Here is a 23,630-nt window from a genome sequence, read left to right as displayed (position 1 = left end):
CCCCTGCACCAACCGCCCCTATCCATCCCCCCTCCCATTCCCAGCCCGCCCAAATCATCCAATTGCCCTTTCTCTCGTGACTGGTAGGAGTGGTGTGACTGACGAGGCTGAAGGGACGGCCCCCTCCCCCACCCGCAAGCCGCCGCCCCCACCCGGCGTGCAGGCAAGACGCGAGCCATCGGCACAGCCGACGCGGGAGTGGAGCGCAGCGGAACGGGAGCGCCCTTACACACCTCGCGGAAGCACGACACTGGCCAAAGAAGCGGGCGGCCCCGCGGTCACTTGCCAACACCGAATCAGCGAAACCCCGTTCCCCTCACCGCCTCCGCCCTCACCCCCTCCCCCGCAACACCCCCTTCACCACCTTCCCGCTCGCGTTCCTCGGGAGTTCGGGGACGAATTCCACCGCCCTCGGCACCTTGTAGTTCGCCATCTCGCGGCGGGACCAGGCGATCAGGTCGTCGGCGGTGAGGGGGGAACCCGGGCGGCGGACGACGTACGCCTTGCCGACCTCCCCCAGCCGTGCGTCCGGTACGCCGATCACGGCCGCCTCCCGTACCTCGGGGTGGAGGGCGAGGAGTTGCTCTATCTCCGCCGGGTACGCGTTGAAGCCGCCGACGATGAACATGTCCTTGATCCGGTCGGTGATACGGAGGTTGCCCGACGTGTCCAGGACGCCCACGTCGCCCGTGCTCAGCCAGCCGTCCGGTGAGATCGTCTCCGCCGTCGCCTCGGTGTCGCCGTAGTAGCCCTGCATGACGTTGAAGCCCCGGATCTGGACCTCGCCCGCCTCGCCGGTCGGCGCCGGTGCGCCCGACGCGTCCACCACCCTCACCTCCGTGCCCGGGATCGCACGGCCGGATGTCGATGCGATCAGCGCCGGGGCGTCGGCCCGGCGGCACATCGTGGCGAACCCGCTCGACTCGGACAGGCCGTACGCCGTGAGGACCGTCTCCACGCCGAGTTCTCCGCGCAGCCGCTCCACCAGGAGCAGCGGGACGACCGCCGCGCCCGTCACCACCAGGCGCAGGGCGGAGAGGTCGTGGGCGTTCCGGGAAGGGTGGTCCAGCAGCGACTGGTGGAGGGTCGGGGGGCCGGGGAGTACGGATACCCGTTCCGCCGCGATGTTCGCCAGTGCCGTCTCCACGTTGAACACCGGTTGCGGGATCATCGTCGCCCCGCGCGTCAGGCAGGCGATCACCCCCGCCTTGTAGCCGAAGGTGTGGAAGAAGGGGTTGACGATGAGGTAGCGGTCCGTGGCGCGCAGGCCGGCCAGGTCGGCCCAGATGTCGTACGCCCGCAGTGTCTGCTCGTGCGTGATCATCGCGCCCTTGGGGCGGCCCGTCGTACCCGAGGTGTAGACGATGTCCGAGAGGGAGGATGCGGTCAACTCGCGGCTCCTCGACCGTACTTCCTCCGTCGGCACGCCCTCCCCGCCCGCCAGGAAGTCCTTCCACGTGCGGAACTCCGGTGGTGCGTCCTCCGACAGGACCACCGCGTCCGTCAGCTCGGGCAGGCCCGGCAGTGGGCCCCGGCCGCCGGGGGCCACCGTGCCCTGTCCGGCGGCCCGGCGCAGGGAGGCCACGTACGACGTGCCCAGGAAGGTGCCGGTCACGAAGAGCAGCCGGGCTCCGCTGCGGCGCAGTACGTCCGCCGCCTCCGTGCCCTTGAAGCGGGTGTTGAGGGGGACGAGGACGGCGCCCGCGCTCACCGCGCCCAGCGCGGCGACGATCCAGTCGAGCGAGTTGGGAGCCCAGACCGCGACGCGGTCGCCGGTGCGCACGCCGCTCGCGATGCAGGCGGCCGCCGAGCGGTCCACGCGGGCGCCGAGCTCGGCGTAGGTGATCCTCGTCCGGCCGTCCACCACGGCCTCGCCGTCCGCGTACCGCTCGGCCGACCACCACACCAGCTCCGGAACGGTCCCCCAGTCGCCCATGTCAGACCCCCTTCATGACCAGACCCACACACCGCACAGCTGACCATCCGTCAGATTAGCGGTAATCTGACGGTCAGTCAGCAATCCGCATGTGAGGGCGCGATGAGGGGGACACGCATGGCAGCCGCCGGACTGAAGGACGCCACCGCCGTCGTCGGGATCGGGCAGACCTCGTTCGCGCGGCATCTGCCGGAGGACGAGAAGACGCTCGCCTGCCGGGCCGTGCTCGCCGCGCTCGACGACGCCGGGATCGCGCCCGGCGAGGTCGACGCGCTCGCCTCCTACACCATGGAGGAGACCGACGAGGTCGAGCTGGCCAAGGCGGTCGGGTTCGGGGATCTGACCTTCTTCAGCAAGGTCGGGTACGGCGGGGGCGGGTCCTGCGCGACCGTCGCGCATCTCGCCGCCGCCATCGCCTCCGGGCAGGCCTCCGTGGGCGTGGCATGGCGGTCCCGGAAGCGGGGCAGCGGGCCGCGGCCGTGGACCAACACCACCGTGCAACTCCCCACTCCCGCCCAGTGGACCCGGCCCTTCGGGCTGCTGCGGCCCGCCGACGAGATAGCCATGCTGGCGCGGCGGTACATGCACGAGTACGGGGCCACCCGCGACCACCTCTTCAACGTCGCCCTGGCCTGCCGCAACCGCGCCAACCAGAACCCGGCCGCCGTGATGTACGAACGGCCGCTGACCCGCGAGATGTACATGACCGCCCGCTGGATCAGCGAGCCGCTCTGCCTCTTCGACAACTGCCTGGAGACGGACGGGGCGTTGGCCTGTGTGGTCGTCGGGCGGGAGCGGGCGCGGGACTGCCGGCAGCGGCCCGTCTACGTCCACTCCGCCGCCCAGGGGCTGCCCGCCCAGCACCACGGGATGGTCAACTACTGGAACGACGACCCGCTCACCGGGCCCGCCTGGAGCACTGCCCGGCAGCTGTGGAAGCACGCCGACCTCACTCCGGACGACGTCGACGTGGCGCAGATCTACGACGCCTTCACCGCCCTCGTCCCGCTCTCGCTGGAGGGGTACGGCTTCTGCGGGCGGGGTGAAGGGGGCGCGTTCACGGAGGGGGGCGCGATCGAGATCGGGGGGCGGCTGCCGCTCAACACCTCCGGGGGCGGGCTCTCCGAGGCCTATGTGCACGGCTTCAACCTCATCACCGAAGGGGTGAAGCAGCTGCGCGGCACCAGCACCGCCCAGGTGCCCGGCGCCGCCACCTGCCTGGTCACCGCCGGCGAGGGCGTACCCACCTCCGCCCTCCTCCTCAGGAACTGAAGGAGCCGACCATGCTGACCCCCGTCACGGACGCCGACGGCGCCCCCTTCTGGGAGTACGCCGCCCGGGGTGAACTGCGCGTCCAGGCCTGCGCCGACTGCGCCGAGCTCCGCTTCCCGCCCCGGCCCTGCTGCCCGCACTGCCAGTCGTTCGAGAGCGAGTGGCGGGCGGTGTCGGGGCGGGGCCGGATCTGGTCGTACGTCGTACCGCATCCGCCGCTGCTGCCCGCGTACGCGGAGCAGGCGCCGTACAACGTCGTCGTGGTGGAGTTGGAGGACGCTCCGCGCATCCGGCTCGTGGGCAACGTGGTCGGGCGGGCCGGTGATCCTCTCAACTCCCTTGATCCAGGGAGGCTTCGGATCGGGGCGCGGGTGCATGTCGTGTTCGCGGGCGGACTTCCGCAGTGGGTCCTGTCGTGAACACCGTCCGGGTCGACGTCGACAAGGGCACCGGTGTCGCCGTCGTCACGCTGGACCGGCCCGCGCGGCTCAACGCCGTCGATCTGGAGATGGTGCGTGAACTGACCGGCGTGTGGCGGGAGTTCAGGGTCGACGACGTGGTGCGGGCGGTCGTGCTCACCGGGAGCGGGGAGCGGGCCTTCTGCACCGGGATCGACCGGGACGTCGTCGTGCCGCAGCCGTCGTCGCCGTACATGCAGGACGATCCGCTGCTGCGACTCGGGCCCAAGGCGAACGACCTGTGGAAGCCGGTCGTGGCCGCCGTGCGCGGGATGGCCTGCGGGGGTGCCTTCTATCTGCTCGGCGAGTGCGATGTCGTCGTGGCCGATCCGACGGCCGTCTTCTTCGATCCGCACACCTCGTACGGCATGGTCAGCGCGTACGAGTCCATGCTGCTGGCCGCGCGGATGCCGTACGGGGAGGTGGCCCGGATGATGCTCATGGGCACCGCGGAACGGATCTCCGCCCGGCGGGCCCATGAGATCGGGCTCGTGTCGGAAGTCACGGAGGAGGGCGGGGCGTTGGCCGCCGCGGTGCGCTGTGCGGGCGTGATCGCCGGGTATCCGGCGGGGGGTGTGCAGGGGACCGTGCGGGCGCTGTGGGCGGCACGGGAGGCGGCGCTGGCGCAGGCGTTCGCGCAGGCGCCGCACCTCATCGCCCTCGGCAATCTGCCGGCCGGGCGGCAGGCGGAGCTGTTCGCGGGGCGGCGCGTCGGTGGGTTCCGGGTGCGGTGACCGTCCGCCGTCACCGGCGGCACCGCATGGCGGGTGTCCGGGGCCGGGGGTAGCGTCAGCCCTGGGACGGCCGCCGTCCGGAGCCCTTTCCGTGACAACCGGTACGACGGCCGTCACGCACGCCGCCGGACGGGGCCGCGCTACGCCGTCCGCGCCGTGCCCGTCCCCTTCTCCGCGTCCAGCGCGTACACGCACCGGTCCTTGCTGCACGCGTACACCACGCCGTCCCTGACCACCGGGGAGCCGGTGATCTCGCCGCCCGTCGCCAGCTTCCAGCGCAGCCGGCCGTCGTCGGCCTTGAGGGTGTAGAGGAGGTGGTCGGTGGAGCCGAAGTGGATGCGGCCCTCGGCCACCGCGGGTGCGCCCACGACGTCGCCGCCCGCCTGGAAGCGCCACTTGGGCGTGCCGGTGACCGCGTCCAGGGTGTAGAGGGCCTTGCCGCTGCCCACGTGGACGTGACCGGCGGCGACCAGGACCGGCTCGATCGAGGAGCGGGCCTCGGTCGCGATGCGCCAGCGGTCGCGGCCGTCGGTGGCGTCGAGGGCGTAGACCGTGCCGAGGTAGTCGGCGAGGTAGACGCCGCCGCCCGTGACCGCCGGGCCGGGCGCGAAGGTCGGCGGGCTCAGGAAGACCGCCGGGGCCTCGAAGTGCCAGCGGACCATGCCGCTCGCCGCCTCGACGGCGATCACCCGGGTGCCCGCGGAGACGTAGACGTAGCCGTCGACGGCCGGGGTGAGGCGCACGGGCACACCGCCGCAGGAGGCCGCGTCGCCGACCGGGTACGACCAGCGCTCCTCGCCGGTGCGGGCCTCCAGGGCGCGCAGCCGGCCGTTCTGCCACACGTAGACCGTGCCGTCGTGGACGAGCGGGCCGGCTTCGGGGGACTCGAAGTCGGTCTGGCAGCCGCTGATCTCCCACAGCTTCTGGCCCGTAGCGGCCTCCCAGGCCTGGACGCCGCCGCCGCGGGTGCCGGTGACGACCGTGCCGTGGTCGGCCTTCAGGGAGTACACCCAGGCGTCCGTCGACAGCCGCCACAGGTCGCTGCCCTCGCGGGCGTCCAGGGCGAACAGGGTCGGGCCGTCGGAGGCGTGGATACGGCCGTCCGCCACCGCCATGGACCAGGCGACGTCGCGGGTCTTGAAGCGCCGGCGGCCGGTGGCCACGTCCAGGGCGTGCACCTCGAAGGAGGTGACGTAGACCAGGTCGCCGCCCACGGTGGGGGTGCCCCAGACGTCGTTGGACATGCGGAACCGCCAGGGGCGCCAGCCGTTCGCCGTCTCCGGGGGCACGGGCGGCGCGGCCGGCAGGGCCGGGTCGGCGCCGGCGACGCCGGGGCGCGGGCGGGACCAGGTGGCCACCAGGCCGGCCTCCGGCGGGGGTGCCTTGACGGCGGCGGCGCGGGCGTCGGCGACGCGCGGGCCGGGGCCGATCGGCACCTGGGCGCCGGCGAGGCGGACCGGGCCGGCGTCGGGGCCACCGACGGGCGCCGGCGGGGCGGGGTCGTACGAGGGCAGCGGGGGGACCGCCGAACGGCCGCCGCTGCGGCCGCCGCCGGTGCCGACCGGGGTGGCGGGCCTGGTGGCGGGGCGGCCGCCGCGGCGGGACTCGATGAGGGCGACGGCCTTCTCGGGCAGCCAGGCCGATGCGGTGCCGCTGTCGTCGGAGCCGGAGCCGAAGAGATGGGGGGCGAGCTGGGCCTGGAGGTCGGCCGGGGAGGGGCGGCCCGTCGCCTCCATCTGCATGCAGACCTCGATGAGCGGGCGCAGCTCGTCGGGCAGGCCGGTCAGGTCCGGGCCCTCGCGCAGCAGCATGAAGACCGTCTCGACCGGGTTGGCGCCGTGAAAGGGCGGGTGGCCGGTCGCGGCGAAGACCAGCATGGAGCCGAGCGAGAAGACGTCGCTGGCGCCGGTGACGCTGCGGGAGTCCTTGGCCTGCTCCGGTGACATGTAGGCGGGGGTGCCGACGGCGACGTTCGTCATGGTCAGGCGCGTGTTCGAGACGCCGGACGCGATGCCGAAGTCGATCACCCGGGGGCCGTCCTCGACCACGAGGACGTTGGACGGCTTCAGGTCCCGGTGCACGAGTCCCGCGCCGTGGATGGACTGGAGGGCCTCGGCGACGCCCGCGGCGAGCCAGCGCACGGCCTGGGCCGGGAGGGGCCCGCAGTCGTTCACTATCTCTTCGAGGGAGGGCGCGGGCACGTAGGCCGTGGCCAGCCAGGGCACGGCGGCGCGCGGGTCGGCGTCGACCACGGCGGCCGTGTAGAACCCGGAGACCGCGCGGGCCGCCTCCACCTCACGGGTGAAGCGGACGCGGAAGAGCTGGTCCTCGGCCAGTTCGGTGCGGACCGTCTTGATCGCCACGCGCCGGCCGGACGCCGAGCGCGCGAGATAGACCAGCCCCATGCCGCCGGCGCCCAGCCGCCCCAGCACCTCGAACGGCCCGATCCGCCGCGGATCGTGCTGCGTCAGCTGATCCACCACTTGCCTGCCACCTCCCCGTACTGGCCGCGCCACCCCATATGTACGCGACCGACGTGCAGCGTCTCACCACCGCACCGCCGTGGCGGCACGCACCCTGATTCTTCCTGGCCGGGCGGCTCGTTGCGAACCCGGCGAAAAATCGGGGTGTCTGGCACTTAATCCGATCAAAGCGGACGGATTGCCGCCGCGTCGGCCGGATCATCGCTGCAATAGTGCGAACGACGCCCCCTGATTGTCGGTGACGACCGCCACAGCTCCGTACGACGTCTCGAAGGGTGGCGCCTGCACCCGGCCGCCGAGCCGCTGGACGGCCCCGAGGGCTTCGCCCAGGCCGGTGACCCGGAAGTGGGCGAGGACGTGCGGGGGCATCTCGGCCGGGAACACCTCGGTGACCTCGGCCCGCCCGAAGTCGGGCTCGGCGCCCGCGCCGAAGAGGGCGTCGTGGAAGAGGGTGCCGTAGAAGGCGTTGGCGGCGGAGATGTCGCGCGTGTAGAGCTGGGCCCAGACGAAGCTGCCGGGCTCGCGGCGGACCCCGAAGCCCCGGTGCCGGCCCGGCTGCCACAGGCCGAACACCGCGCCCTCGGAGTCGGCGGCCAGGGCGGCGGTGCCCAGGTCCTCCAGCGGGGTGGGCGCCGTCACCACCTGTCCGCCGGCCGCGAGGATCCGCCGGGTGAAGGCGTCGGCGTCCGGGGTGGCGAAGTACACCGTCCAGACGGTGGGCATCCGGCCGTCGGTCTTGGGCACGAGCGCGGCGACCGGCCGCCCGTCCAGCCGGGCCCACACCGAGGAGCCGTACACGTCCTCGAAGGACCACCCGAACAGCTCGCCGTAGAAGCGCTTGCCCGCCTCGACGTCGGGCAGCTGGGCGTCCACCCAGCAGGGCACGCCCTCCCCGTACGGCTCAGCCGCGCCTGCCGCCTCGACCACTTCCCCCTCGACCACTTCTTCCGCCCCGTCCGCCTCTTCCGCCTCATCCGTCGCTTCGTTCGCGGATGCCCTGTTTTCGGCCATGCCGCCAAAGTAACCGGGCCGCCCGCACCCCGCAGACCAGGCACACCACCCCCAGAGCACCCATGCACCCCATTTGCAGTCGGCCGAATCGCGCTCCGATCACCCCTCGGTAAGCTGACGGCATGACAGGACAAGTGCGTACCGTCGACGGCCGCGTGGCCGGCCGGCGTGGGCAGGCGACCCGGCAGAAGCTGCTCGACTGCCTCAGCGAGATGCTCAGCTCCTCCCCGTACCGGGACGTCAAGGTCATCGATGTCGCCCGGAAAGCGGGCACTTCGCCCGCGACCTTCTATCAGTACTTCCCGGACGTCGAAGGTGCCGTCCTGGAGATCGCCGAGCAAATGGCCACCGAGGGCGCCGGGTTGACCGAGCTGCTCGAAGGGCGGTCGTGGGCCGGCAAGTCCGGGTGGCAGACCGCGCAGGAACTCGTGGACGGATTCCTGGAGTTCTGGCGGAAGAACGACGCCATCCTGCGGGTGGTCGACCTTGGCGCGGCCGAAGGGGACAAACGGTTCTACAAGCTCAGGATGAAGATCCTGAACTCGGTGAACAACTCCCTCGCGGACTCCATCGCCGAACTCCAGGCCAAGGGCAGGGTCGACAAGGACGTGAACCCGGCGGCGGTGGCCGGCTCGCTGGTCGCGATGCTCGCGGCGGTGGCGGCCCACCAGAAGGGCTTCTCGTCCTGGGGCGTGAAACAGGCCGAACTGAAGCCGAACCTCGCACTGTTGGTCCACCTGGGCGTGACGGGGAAGAAGCCGAGCAAATAGGCAACAGGCTCCCTTCCCTTCTTGCTCTCCCCAAGTCCTGTCTGGCAGGCGGCGGTTCACTCGAGATGAGCCGCCGCCTGCGCTGTCATGCGGGCAGCGGCCGGTCCCGTACGACGTGCTTCATCACCAGGGTCGACGTCAGCCGCTGCACGCCCGGCAGGGTCGCGAGCCGCTCGTCGTACAGCCGCTGGAAGGCGGCGAGGTCGACGGTGGCGATGCGGAGCAGATAGTCGGGCTCGCCGAAGAGACGCTGGGCGTCGAGCACGTGCTCCAGTTCGCTGACCGCCCGCTCGAAGTCGGCCACCGTGTCCCGGTCCTCCTGCCGCATGGACACGAAGACCAGCGCCTCGAAGTTCAGCCCGAGCGCGCCCGGGTCGACCACCGCGCGGTACCCCTCGATGGCGCCGGAGCGCTCCAGCTCGCGCAGCCGCCGGTGGCAGGGCGAGACGCTCAGCCGCACCCGCGCGGCCAGCTCGGTCACGGTCAGCCGCCCGTCCTGCTGGAGCTCGGCAAGGATTTTCCGGTCAACGTCGTCCATGGAGCAGATCTTCCCTCGAAACACTTGTTCGCGGGAAAACATCGGGAACACTTTTGGGGCTTTCCCTCCTAATGTCACCGACATGGATTCGGGACTGCTCTTCTCCTTCCTCGCCGTGGACCTGCTGCTGGTGTGCGTACCGGGTGCCGACTGGGCGTACGTCATCGCGACCGCGCTGCGCGGCCGCTCGGTGCCGCGCGCGGTGGCGGGCCTGGTGTCGGGGTACGCCCTGCACACGGTCCTCGCGACGGCGGGTCTGGCGGTCCTGGTGGCGGGCTCGCCGAAGCTGCTGACCGCGCTGACGGTCGCGGGCGCCGGGTATCTGCTGTGGCTGGGGTGGGGGGTCCTGCGCCGCCCGGCCGTGCCCGGCGCGAACGGGGTCCCGGACGCGGCCTCGGAGGCGGCCTCGCACGCGGCCGAGGGGCGGCTCTTCCTCCGGGGCGCCACGATCAGCGGCCTGAACCCCAAGGGCCTGCTGCTCTACCTCTCCGTCCTCCCCCAGTTCCTCACCCTGCGCGGCGCCCATCTGCCGGTCCCGGCCCAGACGGCGGCCCTCGGCCTGCTGCACATGGCGTGCTGCGCGGCCGTCTACCTCACCGTGGGCGTCCTGGCCCGCGCCCTGCTGTCCGCCCGGCCCGCGGCGGCCCGGGCGGTGACCCGGACGTCGGGGGCGGCGATGCTGGGCATCGGGGCGATTCTGCTCGTGGAGCGCCTGGCTACCTTGTGACCAGCCGGAACAGCCGGATCTCCCGCGTCACCCGGTCCTGGTACGCGACGTACGGCGGCCAGAACGCGACGGCCGACCGCCAGGCCGCCGCCCGCTCCTCCCCCTCCAGCAGCCGGGCCGCCACCGGGATGTCCCGCCCCTCCCAGCTGATCGAGGCATCCGGATGGGCGAGGAGGTTGTGGGTCCACGCAGGATGGCCCGGACGGCCGAAGTTGGAGCCGACGAGCAGCCAGCTCCGCCCGTCCTCCTGCGGCATGCAGGCCAGCGGAGTCCTGCGGGGCAGCCCGCTGCGGGCACCCGTGGACGTGAGGATCACACCGGGCAGCATCTGGGCGCTGAGCAGCACCCGGCCCCGGGTGAGCCGGTGCACGGTGCGGTCGAGGGCCGGGATCACATGCGGGGCGACCTTCGCGAACCCCCGCGTCGAGGACACCTTCTGCACCATCCGGACGCCGATCACACCGCCACCTCGCCGCGTCCGAACAGCCCGGCGGCCTCGGCGGCCCGCTCCCGCAGCCGGTGCGGCGGGCCGAACAGCAGCTCGTCCCCGGCCGCCCGCTTGAAGTACAGGTGGGCGTCGTGCTCCCAGGTGAAGCCGATCCCGCCGTGCAGCTGGATGCCCTCGGCGGCGGCCAGCCGCAGCGCCTCCAGGGCCTGGGCGAGAGCCAGCGCACCGGCCCTCTCCCCCTGCGCGGTCGCCCAGGCGGCGTAGTACGCGGCCGAGCGGGCCGCCTGCACCGCCACGTACACCTCGGCCAGCCGGTGCTTCACCGCCTGGAAGGAGCCGATCGGCCGGCCGAACTGCTCGCGCTGCCCGACGTACTCCACGGTCCGCTCCAGCGCCCGGCCGGCCGCCCCGACGGCCTCGCAGGCGAGCACGGCGGCGGCCCCGTCCCCCAGGCCGGCAAGGGCGGACAGCGCGTCCGCGTCCTCCTCCCCCAGCGACTCGGCCCGCGCATCGCGCAGTTGGACGCGCGCCTGGGGGCGGGTGGCGTCGAGGGCGGTCTGCCGTACCCGTACGACCCCCGGGGCGTCGCCCGGCACCAGGAACAGCCGGGTCCGGGCGCGGGCGAAGCCTCCGGTGTGCGCGGCGACGAGCAGCAGCCCGGCGCTGTGCCCGTCGAGCACCTGGTCGGCCTGCCCGTACAGCAGCCAGCCGTCCGGCGTGCGCCGGGCCTGGACACCGCCGGCCCGGCCGCCGCCGGCCGAGAAGCCGCCGTTGTCGCCGGTCAGGGCGAGCACGGTGGCGAGGCCGGTGCCCGGTACGGCGAGGGCGGCGGTGAGGGTGCCGGCGGCGAGGCGGGGCAGCAGTTCGGCGCGCTGGGCCTCCGTGCCGAGGGCGAGCACGAGGGGCGCCGCGAGTACGGCGGTGGCGAGCAGCGGGGTGGGGGCGAGGGCGCGGCCGGTCTCCTCGCAGGCGAGGGCCAGTTCGGTGACCGGGCAGCCGATCCCGCCGTACCGCTCGGGCAGGGCGAGCCCCGGCAGGCCGAGCCGGTCGGCGAGGGCGGACCAGAGGGCGGGGTCGTGTCCGGCGGGGGCGTCGAGGGCGGCGCGCAGTTCCTCGGGGCCGCAGCGTTTGTGGAGGAGTTCGCGCAGGGTGCGGCGGATCTCGTCCTGTTCGGCGGTGAGACGCGTGTCCATGGCTTTCCCCTGCCTCTTCCCGGCCTCTTCCCGGCCTCTTCCACCGGATCTGACGGTCCGTCATATTAGGAGCGCCGAAGCGAGATGCACAGGGGACGGAGGACCGTATGACTGCCGGGAGCCGGAAAGTCGCCGTGGTCGGGGTGGCGCTGTCGGACTGCGGGCGGGTGGCCGACGCGACGCCGTACACCCTGCACGCGCAGGCGGCCCGCCGCGCCCTCGCGGACGCCGGCCTGGACCGCGCGCTGGTCGACGGCCTCGCCTCCGCCGGCCTCGGCACGCTGGCGCCGGTCGAGGTCGCCGAGTACCTGGGCCTGCGCCCGACCTGGATGGACTCCACCTCGGTCGGCGGTTCGGCCTGGGAGGTGATGGCGGCGCACGCGGCGGACGCGATCGCGGCGGGCCACGCGAACGCCGTCCTCCTCGTCTACGGCTCCACGGCCCGCGCCGACATCAAGGCGGGCCGCCGGACGGGCGACCTGTCCTTCGGCGCGCGCGGCCCCCTCCAGTTCGAGGTCCCCTACGGCCACACCCTGATCGCCAAGTACGCGATGGCCGCCCGCCGTCACATGCTCGAACACGGCACGACCGTCGAGCAGTTGGCGGAGGTGGCGGTGCAGGCGCGGGCGAACGCCGCCCTGAACCCGGAGGCGATGTTCCGCACCCCGGTCACGGTGGACGACGTCCTGGCCGGCCCGATGATCGCCGACCCGTTCACCAAGCTGCACTGCTGCATCCGCTCGGACGGCGGCGCGGCGGTGCTGCTGGCCGCCGAGGAGTACGTACGGGACTGTCGTACGGCGCCCGTCTGGATCCTCGGCACCGGCGAGCACACCTCGCACGCGGCGATGTCCGAGTGGCCGGACTTCACGGTCTCCCCGGCGGCGGTGAGCGGCCGGCTCGCCTTCGGGCGGGCCGGGGTGCGGGCGCGGGAGATGGACTTCGCGCAGATCTACGACGCCTTCACCTACATGACCCTGGTGACCCTGGAGGACCTGGGCTTCTGCGGGAAGGGCGAGGGCGGGGCGTTCGTGGAGAAGGGGCGGCTGCTGGTGCGGGGCGGGGAGCTGCCGGTGAACACGGACGGCGGCGGGCTGTCGGCCCAACACCCCGGGATGCGGGGGCTGTTCCTGCTGGTGGAGGCGGTGCGGCAACTGCGCGGGGAGGCGGGCGAACGGCAGGTGCGGGGCCGGGACGGTCAGCCGCCCCGGCTCGGGGTCGCCTCGGGGACGGGGGGATGGTTCTGTTCGTCCGGGACGGTGGTGCTCGGCCGGAACTGATCGGCCGGACGGCGCTGCGGGAAGACGGTCCGTACGGCCGCTGTTGCCACCGGCCGCACACCGGACAGCTGGAGGAGACCGACATGGCGTTGAGTCGCGCAGAGCGCGAGGCGTTCCTGGCCGAGCCGCACGTCGCCGCGCTGGCGGTGGACGCGGGTCCGGGGCGGGCGCCGCTGACCGTGCCGATCTGGTACTGGTACGAGCCCGGCGGGGACGTGTGGATCATGACGGGGCGGGAGTCCCGCAAGTACGGCCTGATCAGCGAGGCGGGCCGGTTCACGCTGATGATCGACCGGCTGGAGCCGACGATCCGGTACGTGTCGGTGGAGGGCCCGGTGGTGCGGACGGACCCGGCGACGATCGAGGAACTCCGGGAGATCTCCGCACGCTATCTGCCGGCCGAGAAGGTGCCCGGCTACGTCGACTTCGCCTGGAAGAACCACGGGGAGCAACTGGTGATCCACATGCGCCCGCAGCGGTGGGTGTCGTCGGATCTCGGCCAGGTGTGACCACGGGGCGCGGGCACACGGCTGTGACCACGGGGATGTGACCATGGACGGCATGGCAACTGATCTCCCGGCACTGCTGAGGTCGCTGCGGGTGTGGGACGCGGGGACGACGACACTGCCCGCCTTCGACCCGGGCACGGCCCCGCCGACCCCTCTGCTCCTCTTCACGGACTGGTTCGCGCAGGCGGTGGCGGCCGGGCAGCCGGAGCCGCACACGATGTCGCTGGCGACCGTGGACGAGGAGGGGCGGCCGGACGTACGGATCGTGATGCTGCACGGCGCCGACGCGGACGGCTGGGCCTTCGCCACCCACCGCACCAGCCGCAAGGGCCGCGCCCTCGCCGCCCACCCGCACGCCGCCCTGGCCTTCTACTGGCCGGTGCTGGGCCGCCAGGTCCGGGTGCGCGGCCCGGTGACGGCGGCCCCCTCGACCGAGAGCCAGGCGGATCTGCACGCCCGCTCGACGGGCGCGCTGGCGGCGGCGCTCACGGGCCGACAGAGTGACGGCCTCTCCTCGCTGGACGAGCTGCGCCGGGCCTCGGAGGCGGCCTGGGACCGGGCCCGCGCCAACCCGTCCGAGCCGTCCCCGACCTGGACCCTGTACCGGCTGCACCCCGAGACGGTGGAGTTCTTCCAGGGCGACGCGGAGCGCCGGCATGTGCGGCTGGAGTACCGGAGCACGGAGTTCGGGTGGAGCAGGGGGTTGTTGTGGCCGTGAGGACTCAGCCCCCGAACCCCCACACCGCGAAGTCCGCCACCGGCCGGTAGCCGATCCGCTGGTACAGGCCGTTGCTCGTCGGTCACCGTCGCGGCCCGGCCCCCGGGTCCGGGTCCGTCGCAAGACGGGCATGCAGGTGCACGTCCCGGAAGGCGTCGTGCCGTCCCGCCTCGAACATCGCGTCGCGCAGGGTGCCCTCGTGGCGGAAACCGGATCGTTCGGCCACCCGGCAGGAGATGTCGTGGCCGAGGGCGTGGCCCAACTCGACGCGGTGCAGGGAGCGTTCGGCGAAGACCCAGGAGGTGACCAGGGTGAGCGCCCGGGTGGCGGTGCCGCGGCCACGGGCCTCGGGAAGCACCCAGTAGCCGACGCGGGCGACCCGCAGGACGGGGTCGATCTCGTTGATGCCGATGTGTCCCAGGGTCGTACCGCTGTCCTCGTCGGTGATCCGGAAGAACGCGCTGCTGCCCTGCGCCACCTGTGCGGCGCGAGTGCGCAGCGACTCGCGGGCCTCGTCGAGGGTCGTCACCGCCGTGAGCGGGGTGTTCCAGCGCCGGAAATCCGGGTCGGTGGTGCCGCGCAGCCATGTCTCGACGTCGGCGTCGGACTCCGCGTCCCAGTGACGCAGGCACAGGCCGTTGCCGTGCAGCTCGGGCAGGGGTTGATCGAGAGGTCGCTCACTCGTCCGGGTCATCCGCCCATTGAAGTCCGTACGGCTCACTCGCGCGCTCGAAATACGGGGAACGTAAACCCGTCGCCCTCCCGGAAGGCCACCTCCAGCTCCATCCCGGCCCGCAGCCCACTCTCCGCGCAGTTCACGAGCTCGGTCATCATCCGTGGTCCCTCGGCCAGGTCGACGACGGCGGCGGTGTACGGCGTGCGGTCGCCGAAGGGCGGCAGGTCGTTGCGGTGGACGGTGGACCAGGTGTAGAGCGCGGCCCGGCCGCTCGCCTCCTCCCAGGTCACGTCCTCGCTCCAGCAGTGCGGGCAGAACTCGCGGGGGTAGTGGTGAGCCCGGCCGCAGGCCCCGCAGCGGCGGATCAGAAGGCGGCCGGCGGCAGCGGCCTCCCAGTAGGGGCGGGTGAAGGTGTCGGGCTCGGGGATGTCGTACCGCGCGGTGCTCATCAGAACCACCCCAGCCAGGCGTCGACCGACCAGGTCTGCCAGGCCATCGCGAAGAGGCCGACCGACGAGATCAGCGCCATCATCGAGTTCTGCCCCTGCTCGGCCCAGTCGTGGATCATCAGCACGAAGTAGACGGCGTTCAGCAGCAGGCCGCCGATCAGTGCCACCGGGGTCAGGAAGCCGAGGATCAGGCCGAGGCCGAGGGAGAGCTCGGCGTAGGCGACGACGTAGGCCATCAGCTTCGGGTGCGGCTTCACCGTCGCCGCGAAGCCGTCGCGCACGGCCGCCCAGCGGTGTTTCTCCGCGATCCCGGCCGCCCACGCGATGCCGCTGCCCCGCTCGAACCAGGCCTTCTTGTCCTTGTGCCGCCAGCTCTCCAGCCACCACAGCCCGAGGCCGATCCGCAGCACCGCCAGCCACTGAGCGCCGTCCAGCCATATGGAGTCCATGGATCTGACGGTACGTCAGACAGGCCGTGAAGCCCATGGCTGGAGCCCGGCCACCGCGCCAGGAAACGGTGACCAGCAGGTGGTGAACAACAGGCAGTAACCGGCCACGACTTGGGGCTTTTCTTCACCGGTCACGAACCCTTCCCGTACACCCGTGATCAATCCGCAACCAATTCCGGTCTTGACCGAGACCCATCAAGCAGGTGGGTGATTACGCTCCGAGCATGGCCGATTCACATTCCGCTTCCACCCCCGCCTCCGCGCGGCCCGCCCCGGCCTCCGCCGGCCACCCGGTGTACGTCATAGGCGCCGGGCCCGGCGGTCTGGCGGCCGCGTACGCGCTGCGGGCCCGGGGCGTACGGGCGGTGGTCCTGGAGAAGGCGGACCGGGTGGGCGCCTCCTGGCGCGGACGCCACGACCGCCTCCGGCTGCACACCACGCGGCGGCTGTCCGCCCTGCCCGGCCTCGCGATCCCCCGCAAGTCCGGCCGCTGGGTCGCCCGGGACGACGTGGTGCGCTACCTGGAGAAGTACGCCGACCACCACGAGCTGGAGATCGTCACCGGCGTGGAGGTCTTCCGGGTCGACCGGACGCCGGACGGCACCGGCTGGCTGCTGCACGCCTCCGGCGGCCGGCAGCTGACCGGCAGCGCGGTCGTCGTCGCCACCGGCCACCACCACACCCCGCGGCTGCCCGACTGGCCGGGCCTCGACGACTACACCGGGGAGCTTCTGCACGCCGCCGCATACCGGAACGCCGCACCGTACGCCGGCCGGGACGTGCTGGTCGTCGGGGCCGGCAACACCGGTGCGGAGATCGCCGTGGACCTGGCCGAGGGCGGGGCTGCGCGGGTGCGGCTGGCGGTGCGGACCGCCCCGCACATCCTGCGCCGCTCGACGCTCGGCTGGGCCGCGCAGTACTCGGGCGTGCTGGTACGGCGGCTGCCGGTGGGCCTCGTGGACCGGCTGGCCGGGCCGTTCGCGAAGGCCACCGTGCCGGACCTCACGGCGCACGGGCTGCCCCGCCCGGACACCGGCCTCTACAGCAGGGTGCGCCAGGGCGCGATCCCGGTGCAGGACGTCGGCCTGATCGACGCCGTGCGGGCGGGCACGGTCGAGATCGTGGCCGCCGTCGACTCCTTCGAGGGCGGGAACCCCGGAAAGGTCGTCCTCGCCGACGGCAGCCGGGTCGAGACGGACGCGGTGATCGCGGCGACGGGCTATGCGCGGGCGCTGGAGGAGCTGGTCGGCCATCTCGACGTCCTCGACGGGCGCGGCATGCCGGTCGTGCACGGCGGCCACACCCCCGCGCAGGCGCCCGGCCTGTACTTCACCGGCTTCACCGACCCGATCAGCGGCATGCTCCGGGAACTGGCGCTGGACGCGACGAAGATCGCGAAGGCGGTGGCCGGGCCGCCTCGGTGACGGGGCCGAAGACGGATCCGGTGGCGGATTCGGTGACGGCTTCGATGGCGGGCCCGGTGACGAGGGGGCGCACCCGCCGGTAACTTTGAATGTCCGACCAGTTCCTGACACTGCGTCAGTTCAGTAATCTGACCATGCGTCAGTTTACTTCTGCTGTCTCACAGGAGCGGGGCGGACCGATGCTTGGATCAACCCACGGCACCCTCACCACCGACTCCCGCCGGGCCCGGGTCATCGCCTGCGGCGAGCAGCGGCCCCGGCCCTCGGTCCACGACCGGATCCACGACCGGGGCGACGACCTCGACGTCAGCGGGCGCCCGCTGTACGCGGACGTACCGGACCTGACCCGCTTCTTCCGGCCCGAGTCCGTCGCCGTGATCGGCGCCTCGGACGCCGAGGGACGGCCCAACACCGGGATCACCCGGCAGCTGGTCGCCTGGGCCGAGCGGGTCGGCGCGCGGGTGCACCCGGTGCACCCGACCCGACCGGCCGTCTTCGGCATCCCGTGCGCCGCCTCCGTCGCCGACCTGCCGCCCGGCCAGATCGACCTGGCCGTCCTCCTCGTCGCCGATCCGCTCCCGCTGATCGGGCAACTGGCCGACGTGAAGGTGAAGTTCGCGGTCGCCTTCGCCTCGGGCTTCGCCGAGACCGGCGAGGCGGGCGCGGAGGCTCAGCAGCGGCTGGCGGAGGCCGTGCACCGCTCGGGCCTGCGCCTGCTCGGCCCGAACACCAACCTGAACGCCTTCGAGCACTTCCGCGAGGACCTCACCGGCCCGGCGATCGCCCTGATCACCCAGTCCGGCCACCAGGGCCGCCCGGTGTTCTCGCTCCAGCAGCTGGGCATCCGCCTCTCGCACTGGGCGCCGACCGGCAACGAGGCCGATCTGGAGACCGCCGACTTCATCTCGTACTTCGCCGAACAGCCCGAGGTCGGCGCCATCGCCGCCTACGTGGAGGGCCTCAAGGACGGCCGCGCCTTCCTGCTGGCCGCCGACCGCGCCGCCCGCCGCGGGGTGCCCGTGGTCGCGGTGAAGGTGGGCCGCACCGAGGCCGGGGCGCGTACGGCCGCCTCGCACACCGGCAAGCTGACCGGCGCGGACGACGTGGTGGACGCGGCGATGCGCCAGTACGGCGTCGTACGTGTCGACGGACTCGACGAACTCCAGGACACGGCGGCCCTGTTGGCGCGGGCGCGGGCTCCGCTGGCGGACGGGGTGGCCGTCTACTCGATCTCCGGCGGCACCGGCGCGCACGTCGCCGACCTGGCGGCAGGGATGGGACTGCGGCTGCCCCGGCTGTCCGAGGACCGGCAGGCGGAGCTGCACCGGTGGATCCCGGAGTACCTGAGCGTGGCCAACCCGGTGGACAACGGCGGCCATCCGGTGGGCGACCACCGCGGCCGGAAGATCATCGACGCGCTGCTCGCGGACCCCTCGATCGGGGTCCTGATCTGCCCGGTCACCGGCCCCTTCCCGCCGCTGAGCGACAGGCTGGTCGCGGACCTCGTCGCGGCGGCCGAGGAGACGGACAAGCTGATCTGCGTGGTGTGGGGCTCCCCGGTCGGCACGGAGCCCGCCTACCGCGAGGTGCTGCTCGGCTCCTCCCGGGTGGCGACCTTCCGTACGGTCGGCAACTGCCTGACGGCGGTCCGGGCCTGGCTGGGCCACCACGCCTTCGTCAGCGACTACCGCTCCCCCTTCGACGAGGCCCCGCGCACCCCCTCCCCCTCCTACCGCAAGGCGGAGGCCCTGATGAGTCCGGGCCGCAGGCTCAGCGAGCACGCGGCCAAGCAGCTGCTGCGTGCCTACGGCATCCGGGTCCCGCGCGAACAGCTGGTGACCAGCGCGGCGGCGGCCGTACGGGCGGCCGCCCAGGTCGGCTACCCGGTGGTGATGAAGGCCTCCGGCGCGCAGATCGCCCACAAGACCGAACTGGGTCTGGTGAAGGTCGGCCTGACGTCGGCCAGCCAGGTCCGGGAGGCCTACCGCGAGTTGACGGACATCGCGCGCTACGAGGGGGTCTCGCTGGACGGGATCCTGGTGTGCCAGATGGTCGAGCAGGGCGTGGAGATGGTCGTCGGGGTCACGCACGACGACCTGTTCGGCCCGACCGTGACGGTGGGCCTCGGCGGGGTCCTGGTGGAGGTCCTGCACGACGCGGCGGTCCGCGTCCCGCCGTTCGGCGAGGACCAGGTCCACGCCATGCTCGCCGAACTGCGCGGCCGGGCCCTGCTGGACGGCGTCCGCGGCCGCCCGCCGGCCGACCGGGAGGCCCTGGTGGAGGTGGTCCTGCGGGTCCAGCGTATGGCGCTCGAACTCGGCGACCACATCGCCGAGTTGGACATCAACCCGCTGATGGTGCTGGAGCGGGGGCAGGGCGCGGTGGCGCTGGACGCGCTGGTGGTGTGCCGGTGACGCCGCCGGTGCCGGGCGCCGGGATCGAGCACGAGGTCAGGGATCACGTCGCGTACGTCACCCTGTCCCGCCCGGAGTCGCTGAACGCCCTCACGCCGGACATGCGGGACCACCTGGTCGAGCTGTTCACGGCGGCCTCGGCGGACCCGGAGGTACGGGCGCTGGTGCTGACCGGCACCGGGCGGGGCTTCTGCGCGGGCGCGGACCTGCGGGGCGGCGGGACCGGCGAACGGCTTCCCGGCGACGTGGCCCGCGTCCTCCGCCAGGGCGCCCAGCGTCTGATCGCGGCCGTGCTGGACTGCGAGAAACCGGTGCTCGCCGCCGTGAACGGTACGGCGGCGGGCCTCGGCGCGCATCTGGCGCTGGCCTGCGATCTGGTCCTGGCGGCCGAATCGGCCCGCTTCATCGAGGTGTTCGTGCGCCGGGGCCTGGTGCCGGACGGGGGCGGCGCCTATCTGCTCCCCCGCCTCCTGGGTCCCCGGCGGGCCAAGGAGCTGATGTTCTTCGGGGACGCGCTCCCGGCGCCGGAGGCGGAGCGGCTGGGCCTGGTCAACCGGGTCGTACCGGACGGCGACCTGGAGAAGACGGCCCGTACCTGGGCGGCCCGCCTGGCGGCCGGTCCCACCCGCGCCCTGGCCCTGACCAAGCACCTGGTGAACACCTCCCTCGACGCCGACCGCGCGACCGCCTTCGCCGCGGAGGCCTGGGCCCAGGAGATCAACATGACGACCGAGGACGCCCAGGACGGGCTGCGGGCGTTCGTGGAGCGGAGGGCGCCTGAATTCCGGGGGCGATGAGAGCGGCCGTACACCTTCTCAACTGACGTTCCGTCAGTTTCAATAAAGGATGTGATGGGACACGCAGGGGCGGCAGCGGCAGCCGTCCGATACCTCAGGTCGGCCCCGACCCCGGCCACGGCGCCGGCGCCCGTGGAGCCGTTGCCGCGCCCGGAGTTGCGGTGCGTCCGGGAGGGGGAGCGGGCGCCGGTGGAGGCCGGGGAGTTCCGGCGGGTGCTGGGGCACTTCGCGACCGGGGTCACGGTCGTCACCGCCCCGGCCGCCGAGGGCGAGCCGATGCCCGCCGGCTTCGCCTGCCAGTCCTTCTCCTCCGTCTCCCTGGAACCACCCCTGGTCTGCTTCCTGGTGGGCCGTACATCGAGCACCTGGCCGCGCATCGCCCGAGCCGGCGTCTTCTGCGTCAACGTCCTCGGCGCCGGCCAGGGCGAGCTGTGCCGGGCCTTCGCGGTGAGCGGCGCCGACAAGTTCGCGGGGGTCGCCCACGACCCGGCGCCCGTCTCCGGCTCGCCCCGCCTGGCCGGTGCGGCCGCCTGGATCGACTGCACGATCCAGGCCGTGCACACCGGGGGCGACCATCTGATCGTCGTGGGCCGGGTGAACGCGCTGGGCACGGCCGGGGACGGCGCCGACCCGCTGCTCTTCCACCGGGGGCGGTTCGCGCGGCTCGCTCCCCAGGCATGACGATCAGCGCGCCACCGGCCACTCGGCCTACCCCCGTGCAGGGCATACCGGCAGTGAAGGGACTACGCGAACTGCTGGAGGAACGCGTGCCAGCTGTCGCGGGAGACGGTGAGGAGGGGGCCGTGCTGGTGCTTGCTGTCGCGGACGGCTCGGCCGTTGTCGGTGGTGTCGGCGACCTCTACGCAGTTGCTCTGAGCCCCTGAGTACGACGACTTCCGGAAGGGGCCTATAACCTCGGTCACGATGCGTCTTCCTTCAAGCTCCGCTGTATGCCCCGGATGAGCTTCGCGCTCGCATCCGGTGCCAGTGCCGACGATCGTAGTAGGTCGTACATATTGGCGTAAGCGGCGAGGTCTTCCGGGCCCTCAAGGACCGATGTGCCTCTCAGGTTCTCCAGAGCCACGGCTTGGACTGCCGGTTCGGAGTCGAAGCTGAAGGTCGAGAAGGCAGAGGTCACGGTGGCCAGCGCTCCTACGCTGAACGGGAGTACCTGCACGGTGACATTCTTCCGCCTCCCGACCTCAAGGATTGCCGAGAGCTGCTGCCGGTGAACTTCGACGCTCACCAGAGGGTGGGTGATCACCGCTTCCCAGATGATGGCGGAGTACGTTGCCCCGCCCTCCTCGATCTTTGCCTGGCGGGCCTCTCGCACCTTGACCAACTCGGCGACCCGTCCGGAAGGCATGCAGGTGGGGCTCGTCTGGATGACAGCCTCTGTGTAGGCCGGAGTTTGCAGGAGCCCTGGCACCAGTACCTGCTGCCACTCCCGGATGTACGTCGCGTCGTCCTCCAGCGCGATGTGGTCGACGTAGTCCGGCCGCAGGTGTGCGGCGTGCTCCAGCCACCAGCCCCGGTTCTTGGAGTGCTTCGCCAACTCCTCCAGCTTGGAGCGTACTTCCGGGTCAGTGACGCCGTACGCCTCCAGCAGCAGCCGTACTTCGATGACGCGCGCGGTGACGTGCCCGGTCTCAAGACGGCTGACCCTGGCCTGACTTGACGCGATGACCTCGGCGGCTTGCGGCTGGTCGAACTTGGCGGCCAGCCGGTACTGCCTCAACGCCGTCCCCAAGCGCCTGCTGCGCACCGTCGGCCGTCCACCTGCGGGCGTGAGGCCTCCCCCCTCCTGCGGCAACGATGCCACACAGACTCGCGCCCTGAGGATACGTCACTCGATCGAGTGGACGAGTGAATGTATTCAGTTGAATGCATTGCGTGTGAGCCAGATACAGCGGTTCCCCGAACCGCGAGAGCCTCGGTCTCCCGTGCCCTCTGGCCCAGGGATGACGCATCGACTTTCAGGCCGCCGTCAGCACAGAAACCGCCGGCCGGCGCCTGATCACCAAAGACATCAGGGCCGCCGCCGCGCACAGGGCGCCGGAGGCGTACCAGACGAGGTCGTAGGAGCCGAAGACGTCGCGGGCGACGCCGCCGAGGTAGGCGACCACGGCCGCGCCGAGCTGGTGGGAGGCGAGCACCCAGCCGAAGACGATGGCGCTGTCCTCGCCGAACTGCTCCCGGCACAGGGCCAGCGTCGGCGGGACGGTGGCCACCCAGTCGAGGCCGTAGAAGACGATGAAGAAGAGCATCGGGGGGTGGACGGCCGGGCCCAGCAGCATCGGGAGGAAGAGCAGGGAGAGGCCGCGCAGGGCGTAGTAGACGGCCAGCAGGCGGCGTGGTTCGAAGCGGTCGGTGAACCAGCCGGAGGCGATCGTGCCGGCCACGTCGAAGACCCCGATGACCGCGAGCAGCGAGGCCGCCGTGGTGACCGGCATGCCGTGGTCGTGCTCGGCGGGCACGAAGTGGGTCTGGATCAGGCCGTTGGTGGAGGCGCCGCAGATCGCGAAGGTGCCGGCCAGCAGCCAGAAGGTGCCGGTGCGCACGGAGGTCGACAGCACCGTGAGCGTGCGGCGGGCGGCGCCCGTCACCGGTGGCGGCTTGGGCACGAACTCCTTTGCGCCGTACGGCTTCACGCCGAGGTCCGCCGGGTGGTCGCGGAGCAGGATCCAGACGAAGGGGACGACGGCCAGGGCGGCGAGGGACACCGTCACGGCCGCCGGGCGCCAGCCGTGGTGCTCGGACAGCCAGGACAGCACCGGCAGGAAGATCAGCTGGCCGGAGGCGGACGCGGCGGTGAGGATGCCGCTGACCAGTCCGCGCCGCTCGGTGAACCAGCGGTTCGTGACCGTCGCCGCGAAGGCGAGCGCCATCGAGCCGGAGCCGAGGCCCACGAGCAGGCCCCAGCACAGCCACAGCTGCCAGGCCGCCGTCATCCACACGGTCAGCCCCGAGCCGGCCGCGATCACGACCAGCGCGACGGCGACCACCCTGCGGATGCCGAACCGGTCCATCAGGGCGGCGGCGAACGGGGCGGTGAGGCCGTAGAGCGCGAGGTTGAGGGAGACGGCCGCGCCGATCGTGCCGCGCGACCAGCCGAACTCCTGGTGCAGCGGATCGATCAGCAGGCCGGGCAGCGAACGGAACGCGGCCGCGCCGATGATCGTGACGAACGTGACGGCGGCGACGAACCAGGCGCGGTGCACGCGCGGGCGCCGGGCGGGCGGGGCCGGTGGCGTCTGGCCGGGGGCTGCGGCTGGGCTTGTCTGAGTCACGTCATAGAGCCTCCGGTGTCCGGTCCCGCGCATCGAGTGGCCCGAAGGACAGCA

The 23,630-nt window shown here is 72.6% G+C and carries 24 protein-coding genes; 12 read left to right on the top strand and 12 right to left on the bottom strand.

Going from position 1 to position 23,630, the window contains the following annotated elements:
• Positions 1-331: 331 nt before the first annotated feature.
• Positions 332-1,936: a FadD3 family acyl-CoA ligase gene (locus BIV25_RS14170; protein ID WP_071372630.1), complete on the bottom strand. Its 1,605-nt coding sequence runs from the start codon at positions 1,934-1,936 to the stop codon at positions 332-334.
• Between the two features lie 117 nt (positions 1,937-2,053).
• On the opposite strand from BIV25_RS14170, the gene BIV25_RS14165 reads away from it, so the two are divergent.
• The 3 genes from BIV25_RS14165 to BIV25_RS14155 are packed head-to-tail and all read left to right on the top strand — an operon-like array spanning position 2,054 to position 4,400.
• Entirely contained in the window at positions 2,054-3,208 is a 1,155-nt protein-coding gene (locus BIV25_RS14165; protein ID WP_071372629.1) for a lipid-transfer protein, read from the top strand.
• 11 nt (positions 3,209-3,219) lie between these two features.
• Positions 3,220-3,627, top strand: a complete 408-nt coding sequence (locus BIV25_RS14160; protein WP_071372628.1) for a Zn-ribbon domain-containing OB-fold protein — start codon at positions 3,220-3,222, stop codon at positions 3,625-3,627.
• Positions 3,624-4,400: an enoyl-CoA hydratase/isomerase family protein gene (locus tag BIV25_RS14155; RefSeq protein ID WP_371273019.1), complete on the top strand. Its 777-nt coding sequence runs from the start codon at positions 3,624-3,626 to the stop codon at positions 4,398-4,400. The genes BIV25_RS14160 and BIV25_RS14155 overlap by 4 nt, the downstream gene beginning before the upstream one ends.
• A 140-nt stretch (positions 4,401-4,540) precedes the next feature.
• On the opposite strand, the gene BIV25_RS14150 is transcribed toward BIV25_RS14155, so the two are convergent.
• Positions 4,541-6,883, bottom strand: a complete 2,343-nt coding sequence (locus BIV25_RS14150; RefSeq protein ID WP_071372626.1) for a serine/threonine-protein kinase — start codon at positions 6,881-6,883, stop codon at positions 4,541-4,543.
• Positions 6,884-7,081: 198 nt separating this feature from the next.
• Positions 7,082-7,756: a VOC family protein gene (locus tag BIV25_RS14145; protein ID WP_071372658.1), complete on the bottom strand. Its 675-nt coding sequence runs from the start codon at positions 7,754-7,756 to the stop codon at positions 7,082-7,084.
• A gap of 260 nt (positions 7,757-8,016) precedes the next feature.
• On the opposite strand from BIV25_RS14145, the gene BIV25_RS14140 reads away from it, so the two are divergent.
• Positions 8,017-8,664 carry a TetR family transcriptional regulator gene (locus BIV25_RS14140; protein ID WP_256255798.1) on the top strand — a complete coding sequence of 216 codons (648 nt, stop codon included), beginning with the start codon at positions 8,017-8,019 and terminating at the stop codon, positions 8,662-8,664.
• An 85-nt stretch (positions 8,665-8,749) separates the two neighbouring features.
• On the opposite strand, the gene BIV25_RS14135 is transcribed toward BIV25_RS14140, so the two are convergent.
• On the bottom strand, positions 8,750-9,202 hold the full coding sequence (locus tag BIV25_RS14135; protein ID WP_071372624.1) for an Lrp/AsnC family transcriptional regulator: 453 nt from the start codon (positions 9,200-9,202) through the stop codon (positions 8,750-8,752).
• An 82-nt stretch (positions 9,203-9,284) separates the two neighbouring features.
• Here BIV25_RS14135 and BIV25_RS14130 point away from each other — a divergent pair, with 82 nt between their 5' ends.
• The gene (locus BIV25_RS14130; protein WP_071372623.1) at positions 9,285-9,929 is read left to right on the top strand and encodes a LysE family translocator; all 645 of its coding nucleotides are present in this window, start codon (positions 9,285-9,287) and stop codon (positions 9,927-9,929) included.
• Here BIV25_RS14130 and BIV25_RS14125 read toward each other — a convergent pair.
• Positions 9,919-10,389, bottom strand: a complete 471-nt coding sequence (locus BIV25_RS14125; RefSeq protein WP_071372622.1) for a nitroreductase/quinone reductase family protein — start codon at positions 10,387-10,389, stop codon at positions 9,919-9,921. The two genes, BIV25_RS14130 and BIV25_RS14125, sit on opposite strands and share 11 nt — an antisense overlap.
• On the bottom strand, positions 10,386-11,570 hold the full coding sequence (locus tag BIV25_RS14120; RefSeq protein WP_071372621.1) for an acyl-CoA dehydrogenase family protein: 1,185 nt from the start codon (positions 11,568-11,570) through the stop codon (positions 10,386-10,388). The genes BIV25_RS14125 and BIV25_RS14120 overlap by 4 nt, the downstream gene beginning before the upstream one ends.
• Before the next feature lie 107 nt (positions 11,571-11,677).
• Here BIV25_RS14120 and BIV25_RS14115 point away from each other — a divergent pair, with 107 nt between their 5' ends.
• The 3 genes from BIV25_RS14115 (at position 11,678) to BIV25_RS14105 (ending at position 14,077) form a co-directional block, all read left to right on the top strand.
• Entirely contained in the window at positions 11,678-12,850 is a 1,173-nt protein-coding gene (locus BIV25_RS14115; protein ID WP_071372620.1) for an acetyl-CoA acetyltransferase, read from the top strand.
• A gap of 83 nt (positions 12,851-12,933) precedes the next feature.
• Complete coding sequence (locus BIV25_RS14110) at positions 12,934-13,359, top strand: pyridoxamine 5'-phosphate oxidase family protein (RefSeq protein ID WP_071372657.1); 426 nt, start codon at positions 12,934-12,936, stop codon at positions 13,357-13,359.
• Between the two features lie 52 nt (positions 13,360-13,411).
• Positions 13,412-14,077, top strand: a complete 666-nt coding sequence (locus tag BIV25_RS14105; protein WP_071372656.1) for a pyridoxal 5'-phosphate synthase — start codon at positions 13,412-13,414, stop codon at positions 14,075-14,077.
• 82 nt (positions 14,078-14,159) lie between these two features.
• Here BIV25_RS14105 and BIV25_RS14100 read toward each other — a convergent pair whose 3' ends face one another.
• The 3 genes from BIV25_RS14100 to BIV25_RS14090 are packed head-to-tail and all read right to left on the bottom strand — an operon-like array spanning position 14,160 to position 15,651.
• On the bottom strand, positions 14,160-14,771 hold the full coding sequence (locus BIV25_RS14100) for a GNAT family N-acetyltransferase (RefSeq protein WP_071372619.1): 612 nt from the start codon (positions 14,769-14,771) through the stop codon (positions 14,160-14,162).
• Between the two features lie 23 nt (positions 14,772-14,794).
• Entirely contained in the window at positions 14,795-15,202 is a 408-nt protein-coding gene (locus BIV25_RS14095) for a Zn-ribbon domain-containing OB-fold protein (RefSeq protein WP_071372618.1), read from the bottom strand.
• Entirely contained in the window at positions 15,202-15,651 is a 450-nt protein-coding gene (locus BIV25_RS14090; protein WP_071372617.1) for a DoxX family membrane protein, read from the bottom strand. Before BIV25_RS14090 ends, BIV25_RS14095 begins: the two co-directional genes overlap by 1 nt.
• A gap of 224 nt (positions 15,652-15,875) precedes the next feature.
• On the opposite strand from BIV25_RS14090, the gene BIV25_RS14085 reads away from it, so the two are divergent.
• From BIV25_RS14085 to BIV25_RS14070, 4 genes are all read left to right on the top strand, one after another.
• Positions 15,876-17,075: an NAD(P)/FAD-dependent oxidoreductase gene (locus BIV25_RS14085; protein WP_071372616.1), complete on the top strand. Its 1,200-nt coding sequence runs from the start codon at positions 15,876-15,878 to the stop codon at positions 17,073-17,075.
• Between the two features lie 179 nt (positions 17,076-17,254).
• Positions 17,255-19,489, top strand: coding sequence for an acetate--CoA ligase family protein (locus BIV25_RS14080; protein ID WP_071372615.1), 2,235 nt, complete (start codon positions 17,255-17,257; stop codon positions 19,487-19,489).
• The gene (locus BIV25_RS14075) at positions 19,486-20,286 is read left to right on the top strand and encodes an enoyl-CoA hydratase/isomerase family protein (RefSeq protein WP_371273018.1); all 801 of its coding nucleotides are present in this window, start codon (positions 19,486-19,488) and stop codon (positions 20,284-20,286) included. Before BIV25_RS14080 ends, BIV25_RS14075 begins: the two co-directional genes overlap by 4 nt.
• 54 nt (positions 20,287-20,340) lie before the next feature.
• Positions 20,341-20,967: a flavin reductase family protein gene (locus BIV25_RS14070; protein WP_071372614.1), complete on the top strand. Its 627-nt coding sequence runs from the start codon at positions 20,341-20,343 to the stop codon at positions 20,965-20,967.
• A gap of 62 nt (positions 20,968-21,029) precedes the next feature.
• Here the strand turns inward: BIV25_RS14070 and BIV25_RS14065 are convergent, their stop codons facing one another.
• The 3 genes from BIV25_RS14065 to BIV25_RS14055 all read right to left on the bottom strand — a co-directional run bounded on the left by BIV25_RS14065 (position 21,030) and on the right by BIV25_RS14055 (position 23,576).
• Positions 21,030-21,209, bottom strand: a complete 180-nt coding sequence (locus tag BIV25_RS14065; RefSeq protein WP_071372613.1) for a DUF397 domain-containing protein — start codon at positions 21,207-21,209, stop codon at positions 21,030-21,032.
• Entirely contained in the window at positions 21,206-22,051 is an 846-nt protein-coding gene (locus tag BIV25_RS14060; RefSeq protein WP_071372612.1) for a helix-turn-helix transcriptional regulator, read from the bottom strand. Before BIV25_RS14060 ends, BIV25_RS14065 begins: the two co-directional genes overlap by 4 nt.
• Before the next feature lie 211 nt (positions 22,052-22,262).
• Positions 22,263-23,576, bottom strand: a complete 1,314-nt coding sequence (locus BIV25_RS14055; protein ID WP_177235270.1) for an MFS transporter — start codon at positions 23,574-23,576, stop codon at positions 22,263-22,265.
• Positions 23,577-23,630 lie beyond the last annotated feature (54 nt).

Origin of the sequence: Streptomyces sp. MUSC 14 (genome assembly GCF_001866675.1) — a bacterium.
GTDB lineage: Bacteria > Actinomycetota > Actinomycetes > Streptomycetales > Streptomycetaceae > Streptomyces.
This window is presented reverse-complemented; position numbering and strand designations above follow the sequence as displayed.

Coding starts and splice junctions, on each gene's coding strand:
- BIV25_RS14085 (WP_071372616.1), top strand. CDS start 15,876: ATGGCCGATTCACATTCCGCTTCCACCCCCGCCTCCGCGCGGCCCGCC.
- BIV25_RS14165 (WP_071372629.1), top strand. CDS start 2,054: ATGGCAGCCGCCGGACTGAAGGACGCCACCGCCGTCGTCGGGATCGGG.
- BIV25_RS14070 (WP_071372614.1), top strand. CDS start 20,341: ATGGGACACGCAGGGGCGGCAGCGGCAGCCGTCCGATACCTCAGGTCG.
- BIV25_RS14140 (WP_256255798.1), top strand. CDS start 8,017: ATGACAGGACAAGTGCGTACCGTCGACGGCCGCGTGGCCGGCCGGCGT.
- BIV25_RS14160 (WP_071372628.1), top strand. CDS start 3,220: ATGCTGACCCCCGTCACGGACGCCGACGGCGCCCCCTTCTGGGAGTAC.
- BIV25_RS14105 (WP_071372656.1), top strand. CDS start 13,412: ATGGCAACTGATCTCCCGGCACTGCTGAGGTCGCTGCGGGTGTGGGAC.
- BIV25_RS14095 (WP_071372618.1), bottom strand. CDS start 15,202: ATGAGCACCGCGCGGTACGACATCCCCGAGCCCGACACCTTCACCCGC.
- BIV25_RS14135 (WP_071372624.1), bottom strand. CDS start 9,202: ATGGACGACGTTGACCGGAAAATCCTTGCCGAGCTCCAGCAGGACGGG.
- BIV25_RS14090 (WP_071372617.1), bottom strand. CDS start 15,651: ATGGACTCCATATGGCTGGACGGCGCTCAGTGGCTGGCGGTGCTGCGG.
- BIV25_RS14170 (WP_071372630.1), bottom strand. CDS start 1,936: ATGGGCGACTGGGGGACCGTTCCGGAGCTGGTGTGGTGGTCGGCCGAG.
- BIV25_RS14110 (WP_071372657.1), top strand. CDS start 12,934: ATGGCGTTGAGTCGCGCAGAGCGCGAGGCGTTCCTGGCCGAGCCGCAC.
- BIV25_RS14130 (WP_071372623.1), top strand. CDS start 9,285: ATGGATTCGGGACTGCTCTTCTCCTTCCTCGCCGTGGACCTGCTGCTG.
- BIV25_RS14080 (WP_071372615.1), top strand. CDS start 17,255: ATGCTTGGATCAACCCACGGCACCCTCACCACCGACTCCCGCCGGGCC.
- BIV25_RS14115 (WP_071372620.1), top strand. CDS start 11,678: ATGACTGCCGGGAGCCGGAAAGTCGCCGTGGTCGGGGTGGCGCTGTCG.
- BIV25_RS14100 (WP_071372619.1), bottom strand. CDS start 14,771: ATGACCCGGACGAGTGAGCGACCTCTCGATCAACCCCTGCCCGAGCTG.
- BIV25_RS14120 (WP_071372621.1), bottom strand. CDS start 11,570: ATGGACACGCGTCTCACCGCCGAACAGGACGAGATCCGCCGCACCCTG.